Consider the following 16514-nt stretch of genomic DNA (forward strand, 5'->3'; position numbering starts at 1 on the left):
TGAGCCCTCCGCACCTCCTCCCTGATGCTCGCGCCCGTGTGCACCGCGTGGGCAGCCGGGTACGTACTAGTCTGCGTCCCTTCACCATCGGACATGGAGCGTCATGGGGCCCACTGCACAACCATTGCCGCACGTGCGCGGGCGGGAAGCACAGCTGGCACAGATCGGTGCCCGTCTGCGCGCGGTGACGGACACCCGGCGGAGCCGGGTTCTGCTGGTGGAGGGGGCACCCGGCGCGGGCAAGACCCGGCTGCTCGCCGAAGCCGCCGCCCTGGCCGGTGCGCACGGCTTCTCGGTCGTCGACGGCGTCCCCCGCGCTTCCGACACCGTCTCCCGGGCGGCTGCGCACGCGCCGCCCCTGACCCGCGCCGTCGAGGACGGGCTCCACACCCCCCGGGCCTCCGTCGCGATCGAGGCCGCACGGGCGCTGCTGCGCAACAAGGCGGACCCGGTGCGCACCGTCGTGACGCTCGACGATCTGCATCTGGCCGATCCCTCCGATCTGGCGGTGCTGTCCGACCTCATCGCGGGCCTCGGCGGTCGCCCGATCCTCTGGCTGCTCGCCTTCACCCCGGTCAGCCGCGCCGCGCCGCACGAGTCGGTGCCGAGCTGCCTCGGCAGGCTGCGCGGCAGGCTCCCGGTGGAGCACCTGCGGGAGCTCGGCCCGCTCTCCGGCGACGCGCTGAGCCTGCTCGTCGCCGACTGCGTCGGGGCGGCCCCCGACGCGGGGCTGCTCGCCCTGGCCGAGAGTGTCAACGACAGGCCGCGGGCGGTGATCGAGCTGGTGCGCGGCCTCGTGGAGGACGGTGACTTATGTGTGGTCGACGGCACCTCACGGTTGCAGCCCGCCGCGACCGGCGGCGCCTCCGGCGGGACCGATGTGTGCCTGCCGGCACCGGTGCCCAAGCGTTTTTCCGCGCTGCTCCAGAAGGATCTCCGCTCGCTCTCCGGGATCACGACGAGGGCGCTCAGGCTGGCGGCCGTGCTCGGTTCGCCGTTCGCTCCGGAGGATCTGTCGGCCCTGCTCGGTGAGGCGCCGGTGGGCCTGCTGGCGGCGGTGGACGAAGCGGTCGACCGGGGGCTCCTCGTCTGCGGCGAGCGCGATCTGGCGTTCCGCAGCGAGCCCGTCTGGCGGGTCCTGCTCGACTCCGTGCCGCCGCCCGTGTGCGCGCTGCTGCGCCGGCAGGCGGCGGAGACGCTGCTGTCACGCCCCGGCGGCATCGAGCGCGCCGCGCTCCAGCTCGTGCACGTCGCCCAGCCGGGCGACACGCAGGCGCTGCGCGTCATCGCCGAGGGGGCCCAGCGGCTCCTGGCCACCGATCCCTCGCTCGCCGCCGCGCTCGCGACCCGCGGCATGGAGCTGCTGTCTCCCGGTCAGAGCGACCGCGTCCGCCTCGCGAAGACCGCGGTCGACGCGCTCACCAGGGCGGGCAGCCTGGACCGGGCCATCGCTCTGGCCAAGGACACGATCGACGAGGCCGCGCGCCTCGCCCTCCCGCTGCCGGCGGAACTCGCCGCGGACGTCGCCTCGTTGCGAGCCTCCATGTCCGCCGCGCTGCTCCTGCTGGGCAACGCGCCGCTGGCCTACCAGGCCGCGCGCGACGCGCTCGCGGTGCAACGGGGCGGCCCCCAGCACCGGGACGCCGTGCTCACCCATCTCGCCGCCTCCTATCTGAACGGTGACAGCACCGCGGCGCAGCGGGCCCGGAGCATCCTCAGCGCGCCCGACCGGCACACCTGGACCGTGCAGATCGGCGCGATGACCTTCCAGGCCTTCACACAGTGGCGCGACGGCCATGTGGCCGACGCGGTGGGGATACTGCGCCAGGCCGTCGCGCTCGACCACGGGGGCGAGGACGTACCGTTCCTCGATCCGCGCTGGTTCCTCGCCTTCACCCTCACCAGGATCGACGAGTACGAGGAGGCCACGGCCGTCGTCGAGTCCTTCGCCCGGACGGTCGTCCCGGGGGCGAGGACGCTGGCCGCCACGCTCCCGGCGGTGCTCCGGGCGCCGTTGCACCTCGCCCAGGGCCGGCTGGCCGAGGCCGAGGCTGCGGCGAGGGCCGGAGTGCGCCTGGACGGCCCGTGTGTGCCGATGCTCGCCCCCCAGGCCTGGCTGGTGCTGGCCCACACCGCGCTGCGCCGCGGGGAACTCGCCCAGGCCCAGGGGCACATCGCGACGCTGGAGAAGGACTTCCCGCAGCATCCGCACAGCCCCTGGTGGGCCGCATGCCTGCTGCTGAACGCGCAGGTGGCCGAGGCACAGGCGAACTCCGCGGTGGCCGCGGAGGTACTGACCGAGATCGGTACGCAGCCCGCCGCGTTCCGCGAACTCGTGCTGGAGGACTCGGCCGCCGCGGCGTGGTGCGTGCGCTGTGCGCTGGCGGCGGACCAGCCGGAGCTGGCGCGGACGGTGGTCGAGGCGACGGAGTACCTGCGCGCACACAACCCGCGGGTGCCCTCGGTGGTCGCCGCGGCCACCCATGCCCGCGCCCTCGCCGAGGGCGACGCGGAGGCCCTGGCCCGGGCGGCCCGGCTGCACCGCAATCCATGGGCGCGCGCTGCGGCGGCCGAGGACCACGCGGGCGTGCTGCTCGGTCGCGGCGACCACGAGAGCGCGATCGGTGAGCTGAACCGGGCGATGAGCCTGTACGACGGCCTCGGCGGCGAGCGGGACGCCGCGCGGGTGCGGGCCGGGCTGCGCCGGCTCGGCGTCCGGCGCCGCCACTGGACCCAGGCGAAGCGTCCGGTGTCCGGCTGGGAGAGTCTCACCAACACGGAGCGGAAGGTGGCGGAACTGGTGGCCGGCGGCCTCACCAACCGGCAGGCCGCGCGCCATCTGTTCATCTCGCCGCACACGGTCGGCTTCCATCTCCGGCAGGTCTACCGCAAGTTGGGGATCCGCTCCCGTACGGCCCTGGTCCAGTTCAAGCAGTAGCGGCCCCGTCAGGACGCCTTGAGCGGTTCCCACCACGCGCGGTGGGTGGCGTACCAGTCGACGGTCTCGGCCAGGCCCTGCTCGAACTCGGTCCGGGGTGCGTAGCCGAGGGCCCGCAGCTTGCCGTCGGCCAGTGAGTAGCGGCGGTCATGGCCCTTTCGGTCGGGCACCCGCGCGACGCGTGACCAGTCGGCGTCGAGCGCGTCGAGCAGCCGGGCGGTCAGCTCCAGGTTGGTCAGCTCGGCGGTTCCGGCGATGTGGTAGACCTCGCCGGGCTCGCCGCGCTCGGCGACCAGCCGTACGGCCCGGCAGTGGTCGTCGACGTGGAGCCAGTCACGGACGTTGCCGCCGTCGCCGTAGAGCGGGACGTCCAGGCCGTCGAGCAGGCGGGTGACGAAGAGCGGGACGATCTTCTCCGGGTACTGGTAGGGGCCGTAGTTGTTGCCGCAGCGGGTGACGCTGACCGGGAGTCCGTGGGTGCGTGCGTAGGCGAGCGCGATCAGGTCGCCGCCCGCTTTGGCCGCGGCGTACGGGGAGTTGGGGCCGAGCGGGGCCGTCTCGTCCCAGGAGCCCTTCTCGATGCTGCCGTACACCTCGTCGGTGGAGACCTGGACGATCCTCGGGGTGCCCGCGTCCAGGCAGGCCCGCATGAGGGTCTGGACGCCCAGCACATTGCTGCGGACGAACGCGTCGGCGTCGGCGATGGAGCGGTCGACGTGCGACTCGGCGGCGAAGTTGACGACGAGGTCGTGGCCGGGTACCACCTCGGCGAGCAGTTCGGGGTCACAGATGTCGCCGTGGACGAAGGTGCAACGGCCTTGCACCGGCTCCAGGTTCGCCGGGTTCCCGGCGTAGGTCAGCCTGTCGAGCACGGTCAGCTCGGCCTCGTCGGCGCGGGTGCGCACGAAGTGCGAGCCGATGAAGCCGGCGCCACCGGTCACGAGGATCCTCATGAGGTCACCCGCACCGTGCTGTGGTCGCCGAGGACGAGGCGGTGGGCCCGCAGGATCCGGGGTGTCGAGGTGACCTCGACCTCGCGTCCGATCAGCGAGCGCTCGACGCGCCGCACCCCGACGATGGACGCCCCGCGCAGCACGATGGAGTACTCGACCTCGCTGTCGAGCACCGCGCAGTCCCGGTCGATGGAGGTGAACGGGCCGACGTAGGAGTCACGTATCCGCGCTCCTGCCCCGACGACCGCCGGGCCGACGATCCGCGACCCGGTGACGGTCGCGCCCCGCTCGATCACCACCCGGCCGATCAGCTCGCTGGAGTGGACCTCACCGGCGCACTCGGCCGTGACGCCGTCGAGGACGAGGCGGTTGACCTCCAGCATGTCGTCGACGTTGCCGGTGTCCTTCCAGTAACCGGAGACGACGGTGGAGTCCACCCGGCAGCCCGAGTCGATCAGCTCCTGGATGGCGTCGGTGATCTCCAACTCGCCCCGCCACGACGGCTTGAGCACGGACACCGCGTCGTGCACGCGGGGCGTGAACAGGTAGACGCCGACCAGCGCGAGGTCGCTCTTCGGCTGCTCCGGCTTCTCCTCCAGCCGGACGGCCCGGCCGTGCCGGTCCAGTTCGACCACGCCGAAGGCGCGCGGGTCCGACACCCGGGTCAGCATGATCTGGGCGTCCGGGCGGCGCGCCCGGAAGCGGTCCACGATCGCGCTGATGCCGCCGACGACGAAGTTGTCGCCGAGGTACATCACGAAGTCGTCGTCGCCGAGGTAGTCCCGGGCGGTGCGCACCGCGTGGGCCAGGCCCAGCGGTGCCTCCTGCGGCAGGTAGGTGACGTCGAGGCCGAAGCGCGAGCCGTCGCCGACCGCGGACCCGATCTCGGCGGCCGTGTCGCCGACGACGATGCCGACGTCCCGGATCCCGGTCTCGGCGATCGATTCCAGGCCGTAGAAGAGGACCGGTTTGTTCGCGACCGGTACGAGCTGTTTGGCCGAGGTGTGTGTGATCGGCCGGAGCCGGCGGCCGGACCCGCCGGCGAGCACGAGGGCTTTCATCGGCATCCCGTCACCTGGGGGCATCCCGTCGTCTTCACAGCAGCGTCCTCACAGCAGCGTCGCGGGCAGGACGCTCAGCCGGCGGATCATCCACTCCGACTCCCACTCGACGGCCGTGGTGGTGCTCAGCCGTGCCTGCGGGAAGCGGCGCAGGAAGCCGCCCACCGCGATCTTCGTCTCAAGGCGGACCAGCGGAGCGCCGATGCAGTAGTGCGTGCCGAGGCCGAAGCTGAGGTGCCCCTTGCCCTGGCGGTCCTTCGCGAAGCAGTCGGCTCCCTCGTCCGGTTCGCGGTTGGCCGCCGCGATGCTGACCTGCACGGGCGCGCCCTTGGGGATCAGATAGCCGCCGAGGTCGATGTCGGTGAGGGGGAAGCGCCAGGTGGGGTGGGGGAACGGCGGGTGCACGCGGAGGGTCTCCTCGACCCACGCCCTGATCTCGTCGTCGGTGCGCGGCCGTTCCTCGGGCGGCCGGCGCAGTGCCTCGTACAGCGAGGCCGAGATGAGGCTGCCGGTGGTCTCGTAGCCGGTGATGATCATCCCCAGCGTCCAGACGATGACCTCGCCCTCGGTGACCGCCGCGTCCGCCCCGCCGGAGGAGGCCAGCAGGCCCGTGATGACGCCCTCGTCCAGCGGCTCCGGGGCGCGCACCCAGCCCTCGACCGCCCCGTACAGCGCCCCGACCGCCTCTTTGCGGGCCGGGTAGTCGGAGGAGTAGAGCATGATGTCGGTGATGCCGCGCAGCTGCCGCTGGGCCTGCGGCGGCAGGCCGAGCATCTCGGAGATGAAGGCCAGCGGGATCCGGTGCGTGTAGTCCGTGACGACGTTGACCTCGGCGCCGGTACCGGGGGCGGACCGCTCCAGTTCGTCGAGGAAGCCGTCGACCTTGACGGCGACCCGCTCGCCCCACCTCTCGGTGTTGCGCGGGCTCAGCACCGGCGCGTGCATCCGCCGGATCCGGGCGTGGTTCTCGCCGTCGCTCATGATCATGGCGCGGGCGTAGTCCGGGTCCGGCTGGGATCCCACCATCAGGCCGGGCCGGCGCATGAAGTCGGGGACCAGGGTGACGTCCTTGCCCATCTGGGGGTGGGTCAGCGCGACCTTCACCAGCTCCGGGTCGCACACCACCCAGGCGTGTTCGCCGAGGTAGGGGATCCGGACGACCGGTGCCACCTTCGCGGCGGCCAGCAGCTCCGGCATGCAGTCGAAGGGTCCCGGGTCCACGGGCATGTTCGTCTCGGGGGCCTCGTTCAGGCCGGCGTTGGTCGTGGTGTTCAACGTGTGACTCCTCCGGTGGGAACCTGGCCCGCGGAACCGGCCAGGGACTCGACAAGGTCGGCGGCCCCGCGCGGGGCGTCGCAGCTGCGGTACTCCTCGGCCAGTTCACGGGCCCGGCGCCGGTAGCGGTCGTCGTTCAGTACGGTGGTCACGGCGCCCCGCAGGCCGGCTTCGGAAACGGCCCGCCGGCCGAGCACCACCCCGGCCCCGGCCCACTTGACCCGTGCCGCGACGTCGGGCTTCTCCTCCGAGCCGGGCACGACGACGAGCGGGACCCCTTCGGCGAGGGCGGCGTTGATGCCGTTGTAGCCGCCGTTGCTGACCATCACGTCCACGTGCGGCAGCAGGTGGTGGTAGGGCACGAAGCGCTCCAGGCGGACGTTGTCCGGCAGCGGACCGAGCCGGGCGCGGTCCACGGAGCTGCCGGTGGTGACCACGACCAGGAGGTCCTGACCGCCCAGCGCGCGCAGGGTGGGCACGAGCAGCCGGTCGACGTCGTTGGCCGTGGTGCCCTGGGTGACCAGCACCACCGGCCGCCTGTCGTGCAGTTCCGCCCACCAGCCGGGCGGGTCGAAGTGCTCCGGGGGCAGTCCGAGCAGTCCGCCCACGAAGTGGGTGCCGGGGTGCAGGTCGCTGCGGGGGAACTCGAAGGACCGTACGGTGCCCAGGAGATAGAGGGCCGGCGGGCGGGCGATGTTCTCCATGGCGCCGGTCCGCAGCCGGGGCAGGTTCACCCGGTCCCGGGTCCGGTCGGCCTCCTTGCGCATGTCCCGCATCACCACGTGGTCGCCGACGAACCTGAGCAGTGCGTTGCGCGCCCGGCCGAGCGGTGACGCACTCGGCAGCAGTCCCCGGCCGAGCGGGGCGGTGTCACGGCTGCCGAGGATGTAGACGGAATTGCTCAGCCAGGCCAGCGGGATCCCGGTGTGCTCGCCGGCGAAGCAGGCGCCGTAGCACATGTCGTCGCAGAGCAGGCAGTCGGCCGGGAAGCGTTCGAGGACCGCCAGCAGGTCGTCCATCTGGGCCGGCGCGGTCCGGTAGAAGATGTCCCGGACACCGATCTTGAAGCTGGCGGTGCCGGTCAGTCCGGCGTGCTCCGGGTAGGCCTCCTCCCGGCTCTTTCCGCTGAAGTCCAGCTGCTCTCTCATGGGTTCGAAGCGGGCCCCGGCCTGCTCGACCTGTGTCCGGAAGGCCCGCCCTGTGTACCAGCGCACCTCGTGACCGCGCAGCGCCAGTTCGCGGGCGACCTCGAGAATGCCGACGACGTGTCCTGGTGCCGGGGTGGTAGCGATCAACACACGCATCGACGTCGCCTCCGTGGGGGGTGTGTCACCGTGCCGGCCGGACGGCCGGGCCTCCCGTGGGCCCGGCCGTCCGGCGACGCCCGCCAGTCTTCCCCCGCCTCGCGCGCTCCACTGCGGCGCGGGACAAACCCCGCGCGATCGCGCGGGGTGACGGCTGCCCCGTCGCCCCGAGTGGGTGGGCGCGGCCCTGTCAAACCATCCGGATCCAGGGTCCGCTGGGGGATATGGGAGCGCTACCACCCCGCAAACAATGGCCGTTGAGAAATTCCCGGCATGGCCGTTCCGGAACAGGGAAAGGCACCGGATTCAACCAGGACATGCTTCCGGGCCAGGACTTCGCGCACTGGAGAGGAAACCTGTGACGAGACCCTTTCAGGAGGTTGCCGGAGCGGACGGTGCCATCGGTGGACCGAAGAACATCACCGTCATCGGCGCCGGTATCTCCGGTCTGGTGGCGGCCTATGAACTGGAGCGGCTCGGACATCACGTCCAGATCATCGAGGGCAGTCCGGAGATCGGCGGCCGCATTCACACCCACCGCTTTTCCGGCGACCGTCGGATTCCGGGCGACGACCGGGTTTCCGCCGACGGTCCGGGCGGGCCGTTCGCCGAGCTGGGTGCGATGCGGATCCCGGCCGGACACCGGCTGACCATGCACTACATCGCCGAACTGGGTTTGCAGAAGCACGTTTCCGAGTTCCGGACACTGTTCTCCGACGAGGCCGCATATCTGCCCGGTTCCACGGGATATCTTCGGGTGCGGGACGCGCATGAGACGCTGGTCGACGAGTTCGCCGCCGGGCTGCCGAGCCGTGACTACCAGGAGAACACCCTGTTGTTCGGCGCCTGGCTGGACGCCAGTCTGCGCGCCGTGGCTCCGCGTGAGTTCTACAGCGCGCTGGGCACCGAAATGGGCGTGGAACTGCTGAACCGCGTCGACCACATCGACCTGACGCCCTACCGGTGCGGCAGCACGAAGAACCGCATCGACCTGCACGCCTTGTTCGCCGACCATCCCCAGGTGCGCACGTTCTGCCCGCCGCACCTGGAGCGCTTCCTCGACGACGTGCTGGACGAGACCAGCTCCACCATCGTGCGGCTGCGGGGCGGAATGGACGTACTCCCCCGCCGGCTCGCCGCGCGCGTGCGGGGCCCGATCTCGACCGGCCTGGAGGTCGTCGGCATCGACGTGCGCGACGACGCGGTGATTCTCGGCATCCGGCAGGGCGCCGGCACCCTCACCAGGATCTGTGACTACGTGGTGTGCACGATCCCGTTCCCGGTGCTGCGGGGGATGCACCTGAGCGGCTTCGACCGGGACAAGCTCGACATCATCCGGCAGACGAAGTACTGGGCGGGGACGAAGATAGCCTTCCACTGCCGGGAGGCCTTCTGGGAGAAGGACGGGATCAGCGGGGGAGCCTCCTTCACCGGCGGCCATGTGCGGCAGACCTACTACCCACCCGTGGACGGCGATCCGGCACTCGGCGCGGTGCTGCTCGCGAGCTACACCATCGGCCCGGACGCCGAGGAGCTCGCCCGGCTGGGCGAGGCGGAGCGCAACGCGGTCGTCGCCCGCGAACTGGCCGTGATGCACCCCCAGTTGCGCGAGCCGGGCATGGTGCTGGGCGTGGTCGCCCGGGCCTGGGGCACACACCGCTGGTCCAGGGGAGCGGCGACGGTCCGCTGGGGTCAGGCGGCCGCCGTCCGCGAGGCGGAGCGCCGGGAGGCCGCCCGGCCGCAGAAGGGGCTCTTCTTCGCCGGCGAGCACTGCTCGTCCAAGCCCGCGTGGATCGAGGGCGCCATCGAGTCGGCGATCGACGCCGCCCACGAGATCGAGTGGTACGAGCCGCGGGCCAGCCGTGTGTTCGCCGCCTCTCGGCCGAGCCGCTCGGAGGAGTCGGCGTGACCGTACCAAGTCACCTTGTCCGTAGGCGCGTTCATGAGGGGGAAGGGAGGGTGCGCGCATGAGCGTCTTCGACCTGCCCCGGCTGCACTTCCGCGGAGTGGCGACGACCGGGCTGCCCACCGGTGCCGGGAGCGGTCTCGTCGACCTGGCGACGAACACCGCTCTCACCGGCGACGGGCGGCCCTTCCCGGCGCACCGTCCGCCCGCCGAGTACCACGCCCATCTGGACCGGCTGGGGCCGCGGTTCGACGCCACGGGCCGCCCGGACCCCGCCGGACCGTTCAGTGCGGCCAAGGGCGTGGACTTCGCGGGCAACGGGCACTTCTCGGTCGACGCCCGCGTCGCCGGTGTCGAGACCGCCGCGGGCGACCTCGACACCGCCGACCCGGTGGTGGGGCGCACGGTCGACATGTGGGGCCACTACAACGAGTACCTCGCCACCACCGTCAACCGCGCCCGCGTCTTCGACGTCGATCCGGCGTCCGACCGGACGACGACGCTCATGGTCGGCCGGTTCTGCTTCGGGCGCGACGGCCGCTCCCACGACGTCGGCTCCATGGTCACCGGCGCCGTCCGGGGTCTCCATCCCCCGAGATGGCACAACGCCCGGCATGTCAGCGGTGTGGGCGAGCACGTTCTGGCGGGCCGGCTGCGCCGGTCCGTGGTCCACCAGTTCGTGGTGCCCGAGGACGAGGAGCTGACCTGGCTCGACGAGTCCGCCGTGTCCCCGGCCGTACGACGGCTGCGCGCGGTCGTGGCCGCCGAGGAGGCCGGCGGGCTGGTGGTGCAGTTCGCGCTCAGCCATCTGTCCCTGCCACCGGCCCCCGACCGGCCGAGCCGGTGGCTGCTGCGCGGGACCATCGCGCCCTGGCGCCCGCACGAGCCGCGCACCTATCCGGCCGGTCGGCTGCTCGTCCCGGCCCGCCGCGCACCCGGCCGGGCCCCGGCCCCCCTGCACAACCTCACGGTCGAGCTGACGGACGACCATGTCACCCTCAACATGATCACCGCACTGCCCGCCCACGCCGCGGCGCCCTCCGCCGCACCGGCGCCGCTCGACGTCGGCGACCTGGAGCTGCGCACGGCGCACAGCGACCGGCTGGTGGCGCGGGTGCCCCGGCAGGCCTACCTCGGCGTGCGGTACACGCTGGGCGGTGGGCTGGTGACGGTGCCCGGCGAGATGCCGGCGCACGCCGCGGCCGACGAGGCGCTGTGCCTGGTCGCCGCGGGCGCCGGCGCTCCGGTCGTGCACCTGCGCGAGAAGGAGGTCAACGTCCAGGTCGACGACGCCTGCCTCTTCCTGGAGCATCCCCGGGCCCCGGACGACGGGGACCACGACGTCGAGGTGCTCGTGCGGTCCTTCGTGCGCGGCCGGCCGCACGCCGTCGCGGGGATCGGGGTACGGCAGTTCTTCAACCCCCGGGCCCTGCCCCGCGATCCCGCCGCCCGCTCTCCCGAGGCACGCTGCCACGACCTCGACATCGTGCGGCTGCGCGCGGGCCGGCGGGGCGGGTCCGGCTCCTGGTCGCACATGTGTGTCCTGGACACCGACCGTACGGGCCACGGCTGGTTCACCCTGCGGGGCGCCACGGCCGGCACCGCCCGGATCCTGCTGTCGACCGGCGCCGACGACCTGCCGTGCGACCCTGACCTGCCCGGATCGGCCGCCCTCGGGCACGACGCCGACGACGCGCTCGGCTACTGGTCCGGCGCCGGCTATGTGTCCGTACGCGTGCTCCCCGACGACTGGCGGCTGGCCGGCACCACCGAGGACGAGGCGACCTTCGAGCTGGTGTACCAGGAGGTCCTCGCGTTCTACGAGCACCTCTACTCGTTCATGAAGGCGGAGGTCTTCAGCCTCGCGGACCGGTGCCGGGTGGAGACGTACGCGAAGCTGATCTGGCAGATGTGCGACCCGCGCAACAAGGCGAAGACGTACTACATGCCGCCGACCCGGGACCTGTCCGAGCCCAAGGCGCGGCTTCTGCTGACGTTCCTGCGGGCCCGGCAGGCGCCGGACGCGGTTCCCCTCACCGTGCCCGTGGCCCACCGAGCAAGGGCGGGCGTCACCACCCGGGGCCGGCTCCTGCGCCTGTTGCGCGAGGCCGCCGCGCTCGAACTGGCCGTCATGCTCCAGTACTTGTACGCCGCCTACTCGGTGCCCACGCACGGCACCGGTCTGGAGTACGTGCGCCGGGGCCGGTGGACGGCCGAGCAGCTCCGGCTCGCCTGCGGCGACGGCGGCCGGACCGTCGACGAGGGCATCCGGGGCATGCTCGTGACCGTCGCACGCGAGGAGATGATCCACTTCCTCCTCGTCAACAACATCATCACCGCGCTGGGCGAGCCGTTCCACGTGCCCCGGATCGACTTCGCCACCCTCAACCACGAACTCCCGGTCCCGCTCGACCTCTGTCTCGATCGGCTGAGCCTCGGCAGCGTCGAGCGGTTCGCGCTGATCGAGCGCCCGGACGCCCTGGTCGGCGAGGTGCGGCGCGGCGACACCGCACCGGCTCCCGCGCCGTACGACGCCGACCGCCCCGCCGGCCACGCCACCCCCTACGCCTCGCTGAGCGAGCTGTACGCCGACATCCGCGAGGGCCTGGAACGCGTGCCCGATCTCTTCCTCGTGGCGAAGGGCAGGGGCGGCGGGGAGCACCACCTGTTCCTGCGCGAGTCCGTCAACCGGCGCCACCCGGACTACCAGTTGGAGGTCGACGACCTCTCCAGCGCGTTGTTCGCGATCGACATCATCACCGAGCAGGGCGAGGGAGGGGTGCTCGGCCCGGGGTCCGACGCGGGGACCGACGGGGGCGAGGAGTCGCACTACGCCTCGTTCCTGCGGATCGCCGATCTGCTGTCCGCGACTCCGGGTGCGGCCCGTGCGGGCGACGGACGCTGGGACCCGGCCCATCCGGTCGTGCGGAACCCGACGCTGACGGAGGGCAATCCGGCCATGGAGACCGTCACGGACCCCGACGCCCGGTCGGTCATGCGGCTGTTCAACCGCTCGTACTTCATGGCGTTGCAGCTCATGGCCCAGCACTTCGGTGAACGCCCGGACGGGAGCCTGCGGCGGTCCGACCTGATGAACGCGGCGATCGACGTGATGGCGGGCATGATGCGCCCCTTGGCGGAGCAGCTGGTGACGCTGCCGTCGGGGCGCCGGGGCAGGACCGCGGGGCCGTCCTTCGAGCTGGACGGGCAGCCGGCCCCGGTGGCCCGCCCGGACGTGGCACGGCGCGGCATCGCGCTGCGCCTGGACCACCTCGCGGCGGCGTGCGGCAAGCACCCTCACGTTCCCTCGCGCGTAGGCGAGTTGAGCGCGTTCTGGGCCGACCGCCTCCGGCCACGCCCCTAGCCGCCGCACGCAACCACACCACCACACCGCCCCACCGCCGACCCAAGGAGACCGCATGCCCTCCCCCACGCTGCCGCGGTTCGACCTGCAGGGCTGGGACAGCAAGGACATAGCCCACCCGTACCCGGTGTACCGGCGCTACCGGGAGGCCGCGCCGGTGCATCGCTGGCCGTCGGGCACGGACCGGCCGGACACCTTCTTCGTCTTCTCCCACGACGACTGCGTCCGGGTGCTGACGAGCCGGCTCTTCGGCCGGAGCGCGCGCGTGGCGTCCGGCGACGCGTCCGCGGTGTCCGTCCCGATTCCCGCCGAGTACCGGGTGCTGCGGACCCTCGTCGAGAACTGGCTGGTGTTCCTGGACCCGCCGCGCCACACCCAGCTGCGCTCCCTGCTCACCACGGAGTTCTCGCCCTCGGTCGTCGCCGGTCTGCGGCCCCGCGTCACCCGCATCGCACAGCATCTGCTGGAGCGGCTGGGGCCTCGCCAGCCGACCGATCTGGTCGAGGCCTTCGCGGCGCCGTTCCCCATCCTCGTCATCTCCGAACTGCTCGGCATCCCGCCGGAGCACCAGAGCTGGCTGCGGGCCAACGCCGTGGCACTCCAGGAGGCGAGCAGCAGCAGATCGGGCGGCGGGAGGGACGGTTACGTCCAGGCCCAGGCGGCCGCCCTGGAGTTCGCCCAGTACTTCCGGCGGGAGGTGGAGCGGCGGCGCGGGGAGGACCGGGGGGACCTGCTCACGCTCCTCGTCCGGGCCCGGGAGGCCGGCGCCCCGCTGAGCGTGGACGGGATCGTGGGCACGTGTGTCCACCTGCTCACGGCCGGACACGAGACCACCACCAACTTCCTCGCGAAGGCGGTGCTGTCGCTGCGGGCGCATCCGCGGGTGCTCGACGAGCTGCGCGCCCGGCCCGAGTTGACACCAGGGGCGGTCGAGGAGCTGATGCGTTACGACTCGCCGGTGCAGGCCGTGACCCGGTGGGCCTACGAGGAGACCCGGCTCGGGGAGCACGAGGTGCCGCGCGGCAGCCGTGTGGTGGCCCTGCTGGGCTCGGCGAACCGGGACCCGGCGCGCTTCGCGCACCCCGACGTGCTGGACCTGCACCGGGCCGCCGACCGGCACCTGGGCTTCGGGCTCGGCATCCACTACTGCCTCGGCGCGACGCTGGCCCGCACCGAGGCCGAGATCGGCCTGCGGACGCTGCTGGAAGGCGTGCCCGGGCTGAGCCGCGGCGGTCACCAGGTCGACTACGCCGACGACATGGTCTTCCACGGACCGCGGCGGCTGGTCCTGAGTCTGGCGTGACCTGCGTCGCGCCGTGCTGACACCCGACGAAAGGAAGGCAATCGTGCCCGAGCAGACCGACACCACCCCCGAGTCCGTGGGCGAGACGTACGACGCGTTCGCCGAGGCGGGCACCACGAACGCCCTGGGCGGCAACATCCACGTGGGCTACTGGAGGGAGGGCCAGGACATCCCGATCACCGAGGCCACCGATCAGCTCACCGACCTCGTGGCAGGCCGTCTCGCCCTCCGGCCGGGGCAGCGGCTGCTCGACGTGGGCTGCGGCAACGGCGTCCCGGCCCTGCGCATCGCGTCGGCACACGGGGTGCGGGTCACCGGTGTCACCGTCAGCAGCCGAGAGGTGGTCCAGGCGGCGAGGTCGGCGGAGGGTTCCGAGGCGTACGGCCGGGTCTCCTTCCAGCTCGCGGACGCCATGAAGCTCCCGTTCGAGGACGCCTCCTTCGACGGCGCCTTCGCGATCGAGTCGCTGCTGCACATGCCCGACCAGACGGCCGCCCTGACCGAGCTCCGCCGGGTCGTCCGCCCCGGCGGCCGGCTGGTGGTCGCCGACCTGTGCCGGCGGCTGCCGTTCACCGGCGACGACAAGGCCGTACTGGACGGCATGCTGGACGTGTACGAGATCGCCAGGATCAGCACGCCCGACGAGCAGCGCGCACAACTGACCGCGTCCGGCTGGCAGTTGCTGGAGCTGACGGACATCGGCGAACAGGTCCGCGCGAGTTACGGGCACGGCGCGGCCGCCTTCCGGGACATCGCCGCCATGCTGGCCGCGCCCGCGGCGGCGCGGCTCGGCGCGGCGGCGGAGCTGCTGGAGGCGTTCGGGAAGCACCCGCACGCCGGTTACCTCCTGATCACCGCGCAGCGGCTCTGACCCGCCGCCGGCCTCCGTCACCCACGCCTTCACCCACGCCTGTTGCCCACGCCTGTGCCCCACCCTGTTGCCCGCCTCCGTCGTCCGCAGACCGGGAGTTCTTCGATGTCGTCTTGTCTCGGCCCCCCCGCGGCCTCCCCGGCCGCCGTACGTCCGCGCGAGGACCCGGGGCTCGCCGACCGAATCGCCGTGTCGGCGGCGACCCACCGCGGGGCGCAGCTGCGGACCGACGAGGTGCGTGCCTGGCTCGCCGAGCGCCGGGCGGCGGGTGAGTTCCGGGTGGAGCGGATCCCGTTCGGCCAGCTGGGCGAGTGGCGGTTCGAGCCGGGCACGGGCGATCTCGTGCATCGCAGCGGACGGTTCTTCACCGTCGAGGGCCTGCACGTGGTGGAGCACGACGGGCCCTACGGCGACGGGCCCCGCCGGGAGTGGCAGCAGCCGGTCATCAGACAGCCCGAGGTGGGCATCCTGGGCATCCTGGCCAAGGAGTTCGACGGGGTGCTGCACTTTCTGATGCAGGCCAAGATGGAGCCGGGCAACCGCAATCTGCTCCAGCTGTCCCCCACCGTGCAGGCCACCCGCAGCAACTACACCCGGGCGCACCGGGGTACGGACGTCCGGCTCCTCGACCACTTCGTACGGCCCGACCCCGACCGGGTCATCGTCGACGTCCTCCAGTCGGAGCAGGGCTCGTGGTTCCTCCACAAGTGCAATCGCAACATGGTCGTGGAGACCACCGGCGAGGTGGCCGCGTCGGACGACTTCCGCTGGCTCACCCTCGGCCAGATCGCCGCGCTGCTGCACGAGGACGACCTGGTCAACATGAACGCCCGGAGCGTGCTGTCCTGTGTCCCGTACCCGGATGCGGCGCCCGGTGCGCTGCACTCCGACGCGCAGTTGCTGTCCTGGTTCACCGGCGAGCGCTCCCGGCACGACGTGCGCGCGCGGCGCATCCCGCTTGCCGCCGTGCGCGGCTGGAAGCACGGGGTGGAGGCGATCGAGCACGAGCACGGCCGCTACTTCAGGGTGGTCGCCGTCTCCGTGCGGGGCAGCAACCGCGAGAACGTCAGCTGGACCCAGCCGTTGGTCGAACCCGTGGGCCTGGGGGTCGCGGCGTTCCTCGTCCGCGAGTTCGGCGGGGTCCCGCACGTGCTGGTCAACGCCCGTGCGGAGGGCGGGTTCCTGGACACGGTCGAGCTGGCCCCGACCGTGCAGTGCACGCCGGGCAACTACGCCCATCTGCCGGTGGCGGACCGGCCGCCGTACCTCGACACGGTCCTGGGCGCCGACCCGTCGCGCATCCGCTACCAGGCGATCCAGTCGGAGGAGGGCGGGCGTTTCCTGCACGCCCGCAGCCGCTATCTCGCCGTGGACGCGGGCGCGGCCGAGGCGCCGCTCGACCCTCCCGCCGGCTTCGTCTGGGCCACCCCCGCCCAGCTCCGGGCGCTGACCCGGCACGGGCACTACCTCAACGTGCAGGCCCGCACCCTGCTGGCCTGCCTCAACGCGGTCGCGGCGCGGCCCCGGGAAGGGATGTGA

Annotated in this window: 10 protein-coding genes; 6 read left to right on the top strand and 4 right to left on the bottom strand. The window is 72.5% G+C overall.

The features are described from left to right. Positions 1 to 133 precede the first annotated feature (133 nt). Positions 134 to 2938, top strand: a complete 2805-nt coding sequence (locus BIV23_RS02865; RefSeq protein WP_245790327.1) for an ATP-binding protein — start codon at positions 134 to 136, stop codon at positions 2936 to 2938. An 8-nt stretch (positions 2939 to 2946) separates the two neighbouring features. Here BIV23_RS02865 and rfbB read toward each other — a convergent pair whose 3' ends face one another. From rfbB to BIV23_RS02885, 4 genes are read right to left on the bottom strand one after another with little or no spacing between them, the layout of a single operon-like run. After that, positions 2947 to 3891 (bottom strand): dTDP-glucose 4,6-dehydratase, encoded by a 945-nt coding sequence (gene rfbB, locus BIV23_RS02870; RefSeq protein WP_071379119.1) that lies wholly within the window; start codon positions 3889 to 3891, stop codon positions 2947 to 2949. Then, positions 3888 to 4952: a glucose-1-phosphate thymidylyltransferase gene (locus tag BIV23_RS02875; RefSeq protein ID WP_071379236.1), complete on the bottom strand. Its 1065-nt coding sequence runs from the start codon at positions 4950 to 4952 to the stop codon at positions 3888 to 3890. Before BIV23_RS02875 ends, rfbB begins: the two co-directional genes overlap by 4 nt. A gap of 48 nt (positions 4953 to 5000) precedes the next feature. Next, on the bottom strand, positions 5001 to 6227 hold the full coding sequence (locus tag BIV23_RS02880; protein ID WP_245790329.1) for a cytochrome P450: 1227 nt from the start codon (positions 6225 to 6227) through the stop codon (positions 5001 to 5003). Next, positions 6224 to 7531 (bottom strand): glycosyltransferase, encoded by a 1308-nt coding sequence (locus BIV23_RS02885; protein ID WP_071379120.1) that lies wholly within the window; start codon positions 7529 to 7531, stop codon positions 6224 to 6226. The genes BIV23_RS02880 and BIV23_RS02885 overlap by 4 nt, the downstream gene beginning before the upstream one ends. Before the next feature lie 358 nt (positions 7532 to 7889). Here BIV23_RS02885 and BIV23_RS02890 point away from each other — a divergent pair, with 358 nt between their 5' ends. From BIV23_RS02890 to BIV23_RS02910, 5 genes are all read left to right on the top strand, one after another. Continuing rightward, positions 7890 to 9440, top strand: a complete 1551-nt coding sequence (locus BIV23_RS02890; RefSeq protein ID WP_071379121.1) for a flavin monoamine oxidase family protein — start codon at positions 7890 to 7892, stop codon at positions 9438 to 9440. A gap of 58 nt (positions 9441 to 9498) precedes the next feature. Then, positions 9499 to 12801, top strand: a complete 3303-nt coding sequence (locus tag BIV23_RS02895; RefSeq protein ID WP_071379122.1) for a ferritin-like domain-containing protein — start codon at positions 9499 to 9501, stop codon at positions 12799 to 12801. Between the two features lie 55 nt (positions 12802 to 12856). Then, positions 12857 to 14104, top strand: a complete 1248-nt coding sequence (locus BIV23_RS02900) for a cytochrome P450 (protein WP_071379123.1) — start codon at positions 12857 to 12859, stop codon at positions 14102 to 14104. 43 nt (positions 14105 to 14147) lie between these two features. After that, positions 14148 to 14975 carry a class I SAM-dependent methyltransferase gene (locus tag BIV23_RS02905; protein ID WP_143079041.1) on the top strand — a complete coding sequence of 276 codons (828 nt, stop codon included), beginning with the start codon at positions 14148 to 14150 and terminating at the stop codon, positions 14973 to 14975. Positions 14976 to 15080: 105 nt separating this feature from the next. After that, positions 15081 to 16514: an NDP-hexose 2,3-dehydratase family protein gene (locus BIV23_RS02910; protein WP_071379124.1), complete on the top strand. Its 1434-nt coding sequence runs from the start codon at positions 15081 to 15083 to the stop codon at positions 16512 to 16514.

It is taken from the genome of Streptomyces monashensis (assembly GCF_001866665.1).
Classification (GTDB): domain Bacteria; phylum Actinomycetota; class Actinomycetes; order Streptomycetales; family Streptomycetaceae; genus Streptomyces; species Streptomyces monashensis.

Excerpts from the sequence above, each read along its gene's own strand:
- BIV23_RS02910 (WP_071379124.1), top strand. The coding sequence starts at position 15,081 with ATGTCGTCTTGTCTCGGCCCCCCCGCGGCCTCCCCGGCCGCCGTACGT.
- BIV23_RS02875 (WP_071379236.1), bottom strand. The coding sequence starts at position 4,952 with ATGAAAGCCCTCGTGCTCGCCGGCGGGTCCGGCCGCCGGCTCCGGCCG.
- BIV23_RS02885 (WP_071379120.1), bottom strand. The coding sequence starts at position 7,531 with ATGCGTGTGTTGATCGCTACCACCCCGGCACCAGGACACGTCGTCGGC.
- BIV23_RS02900 (WP_071379123.1), top strand. The coding sequence starts at position 12,857 with ATGCCCTCCCCCACGCTGCCGCGGTTCGACCTGCAGGGCTGGGACAGC.
- rfbB (WP_071379119.1), bottom strand. The coding sequence starts at position 3,891 with ATGAGGATCCTCGTGACCGGTGGCGCCGGCTTCATCGGCTCGCACTTC.
- BIV23_RS02895 (WP_071379122.1), top strand. The coding sequence starts at position 9,499 with ATGAGCGTCTTCGACCTGCCCCGGCTGCACTTCCGCGGAGTGGCGACG.